The sequence below is a fragment of the Nitrospira sp. BLG_2 genome, assembly GCF_049222245.1.
This window is the reverse complement of the sequence record NZ_JBLYIG010000125.1, coordinates 1-3160: the sequence shown is the minus strand read 5'-3', so window position 1 is coordinate 3160 and position 3160 is coordinate 1. Positions and strand designations below refer to the sequence as shown.

At 51.6% G+C, this 3160-nt stretch carries 6 protein-coding genes; 2 read left to right on the top strand and 4 right to left on the bottom strand.

The genetic code is table 11. From position 1 onward, the window contains the following. Window positions 1-182 (top strand): ribonuclease H-like domain-containing protein (locus tag ACOSYY_RS03650; protein WP_421660911.1); only part of this gene is annotated, 182 nt, incomplete at its 5' end. Between the two features lie 21 nt (window positions 183-203). Here the strand turns inward: ACOSYY_RS03650 and ACOSYY_RS03645 are convergent. The 4 genes from ACOSYY_RS03645 to ACOSYY_RS03630 all read right to left on the bottom strand — a co-directional run bounded on the left by ACOSYY_RS03645 (window position 204) and on the right by ACOSYY_RS03630 (window position 2500). Beyond that, window positions 204-704 (bottom strand): GNAT family N-acetyltransferase, encoded by a 501-nt coding sequence (locus tag ACOSYY_RS03645; protein WP_421660910.1) that lies wholly within the window; start codon window positions 702-704, stop codon window positions 204-206. Between the two features lie 41 nt (window positions 705-745). After that, a complete protein-coding gene (locus ACOSYY_RS03640) occupies window positions 746-1267 on the bottom strand; it encodes a GNAT family N-acetyltransferase (protein WP_421660909.1) in 522 nt (173 codons plus the stop codon). A gap of 100 nt (window positions 1268-1367) precedes the next feature. Continuing rightward, window positions 1368-1910: a GNAT family N-acetyltransferase gene (locus ACOSYY_RS03635; RefSeq protein WP_421660908.1), complete on the bottom strand. Its 543-nt coding sequence runs from the start codon at window positions 1908-1910 to the stop codon at window positions 1368-1370. Between the two features lie 191 nt (window positions 1911-2101). Further along, on the bottom strand, window positions 2102-2500 hold the full coding sequence (locus ACOSYY_RS03630; protein ID WP_421660907.1) for a P-loop NTPase family protein: 399 nt from the start codon (window positions 2498-2500) through the stop codon (window positions 2102-2104). A gap of 244 nt (window positions 2501-2744) precedes the next feature. On the opposite strand from ACOSYY_RS03630, the gene ACOSYY_RS03625 reads away from it, so the two are divergent. After that, the coding region (locus ACOSYY_RS03625) for a nitrilase-related carbon-nitrogen hydrolase (RefSeq protein WP_421660906.1) at window positions 2745-3160 on the top strand (416 nt) is incomplete at its 3' end.

Here is a 3160-nt window from a genome sequence, read left to right as displayed (position 1 = left end):
CGGCAGAGCTGCAGGGCTTGAATGGTCATGATGCGGTGCTGCTATGGAATCGATGGCGGCACGGCCATGATGGGAGCGCCAGAGATCTGCTGCTCGGTTACAACGAAGCGGACTGCGTGAATCTGGAGCGGCTGGCCGATACCTTCTACTGCGAGATGGTCCGCCGGTTAAAAGATGGTTGAATTTCGTACTTTCTCCAAGATTCAACGCTCTAAGCTCAGCTCAAAGCATGTGAACTGCAGCACTCGACGGGGAAACACAATCTGACCGACTTCGTGATATCCACGCCGCCGATACAGTGCAAGGGCTCGCGGATTTCCTGAATAGGCATCGAGGCGCAGGCTGGCATATCGATGACGCCTTGCATAGTTCTCAACATAGTCCATGAGCTGCCGGCCGAATCCGCCCCGTTGAAATGCTGGATCGACACAGAGGCGGTGTACGATCAGGGTGGGTTCAATGGTCGTCCATGAGACTGTGGAGTACTGAGGTTCAGTCTTTGCATCAATTGTGACAACCGCCCGACCAATGCCTGAAGAGGTCAGTAAATAGAGTCGCCTATCTGCGATGTCTGCCCGGACGGTTTCAACAGTTGGATAGTGGTCGTCCCACTGAAAAATGCCTTGGCCAAGAAGTGAACTGCGACACCGATCGATAATGTTCCATACGATGTGAAATTGTGGTTTTGTTGCAACTTCAATCATAAGGACATTGCATGAATGGCTTATCAGCTCTTCGAAACCATCTAACCGTCTGTAGGCAAGGCAGGCACAGGCAATGTCAAAACATAGAATGAAAGATCGAGCCACTTACCGAATTTGTAGCCCACTTCGTTCAAGGTACCGGCATGAACAAATCCCAGTTTCGTGTGTAGCCTGACGCTGCCCTCATTCCTCCGGTCTACTGCACCGACCATGACGTGGTAGTCTTGCTCTTGTGCTTGTTGGATGAGTGCCTTTAAGAGGGTCGCTCCTAAGCCTCTCGCACGAACGTCCGAGCGAACATACACCGAATGCTCCACCGTATATTTGTAGGCTGGCCAGTCCCGAAAGTGGCCGTAGGATGCAAATCCTGCCAAGCGACCGCCATTGTCCTCAAGTCCTATCACGGGAAAGCTGGACTGTTCTTTTGACTCAAACCACCGGACCATACTCCCCGGTGCGCGTGGATGATAGTCGTACAGAGCAGTAGAGTTTACGATGGCTTCATTCATAATCTCTAGGATTTGCTCTGCGTGACCGTCAAAGGTACATTGGATTATATTCATATCGGTCTTTCCCGCCGCAGCGCCTCGCCGTCGCTTCCCCGATTGTCGGGCTTGCCTTTGGGAGGCCAGAAGTCACTGCACTAATCCAGCCGCTATTCCATCAAACAATGGACAGCCCGAACTCTAACCTCACTTCTTTGCGGGCCATGTCATCATTTGAATAATGGGTCAGGTCAAATCCGATCAATTGAAAGCCGTGCTTCAGATAGAAGTGGATCGCCGGCACATTGCAACTTTGGGTTTCCAGAACAATGGCCCTTGCTCCGAGAGCTTTTGCTTCAGCCTTCGTTAACGTCATTAACTTGGACCCGATCCTCATGCGTCGATACTCTGGAAGGACCAACAGCTCCCACACTCTGACTCGATTGTTCCAGACATCATGACCAATCTGCAGAAAAGCGATATCTTTGCCCCTGAAAACTACTTTAAAAGCTTTCGGCCTCTCGACAAAAGGTTCAAACAGCACGCTCTCCGATGACTTTTCTAATCTCTGTGCAAGCATCTTGAGTTGAAGCTTAACAGTCCAACCATGGGGAACAGATTCAGTCAGCACGTCATAGTATGCATCAGTGGAATATTGATAATAGAGTTTGATCGCTCGCGAGGAATCCTTAAATAGCTCTTCAATCTCTATCTGCTCCACTCAATAGCTCCAAAAATGAACCCATAGAAGATTTCAGGTTGTCACCATGCCACAACCACCCCATAGCGATTATGTATGAGTTCCGAGGACTACGTTCACTTGATCAGAGGTTGATACCATTCCTGAAAGACGGAGAATCGGACCTGACAAGGTGGTCATCCATTGCTCATGTCTTGCGCGTGTTCGGAGATCTAACGACCGGATTCATAGGCTGCTGCCCATTCCATAAAGTCGAGGTGGATCCGATACATATCTCCACCTGAGGCAATGCGGTCACCGAAACGAAGGCGTTCCCGAATCTTCAGCCTTGCCAGACGCTCCTCTTGATCCAACGTCAGAAAGATGGCAAGCGTCAGTCTGGATACAATGGCGTCCGCTCCCCATTGATCGAGGGAACCTCCAAGAATCCACGCTGGCGCCTGAGCGTCTCTTCTGAGCATGTCAATTCGAGATTCAAGGGGGCGCTTCGTCTGATATGGCGGTTCTGTGGGCATCCATAAATACTCGTCAGTGTCGCGGTACGGCAAGCAGAGGGCTTCGGCCAACGTCTTGCTCAACGTGGTGACGCCCGAGCCTGCAGCGCCGAACACGTGAATCCGAGCGAGGTCTTCGGAATGGCGCGTTTGCATGGAGTGTGGGACAAAATTTAGCATACTTACTGGCTATAATCGGCGTTTCGACGGCGGAAGCTGAGAATTCGCTATGATCACCACGCTGAGTTGTGGCTGGGCGGTAGATCGGTCATAGTTTCGCCTCAGCGGTTTGCTGAGTATGTTTCCTCCCGTTTGGAGTTGATGCTCCTCCAGCATCGCTCTGCGACTGTAGCATTTTCCTATGCGTATCGCTGCCTTTCAGCGCCGTGCAATTTTCGACGACATGGATCATGTGTGTGACGTGCTGCAACGGGATCTTTATTGGGCAGCGAGGGAAGGCATTCAGATCGCCTTATTTCCGGAAAGCTTTTTGCTTGGACATTCCTACGATCCGCAGGTCATCGCTGCACGCGCCGACAGACTGGCTGACGGTGGACTGGAAATGATCTGCTCCCGCCTTGCTTGGGCGGATCCGACCGTCATTGTCGGAGCCTTTGAACGACGAGGTGATGTCATTGTCAACAGCGCGTTTGTAATCGAACATGGTCGTGTCATTGGACGCTACGCGAAGGCTTACCCAAACGAGCCCGGCGTTGTCGCAGGAACTGACTATCCCGTCTTTCGGCGATCGAGTCTCTGTTATGGCATCAATATCTG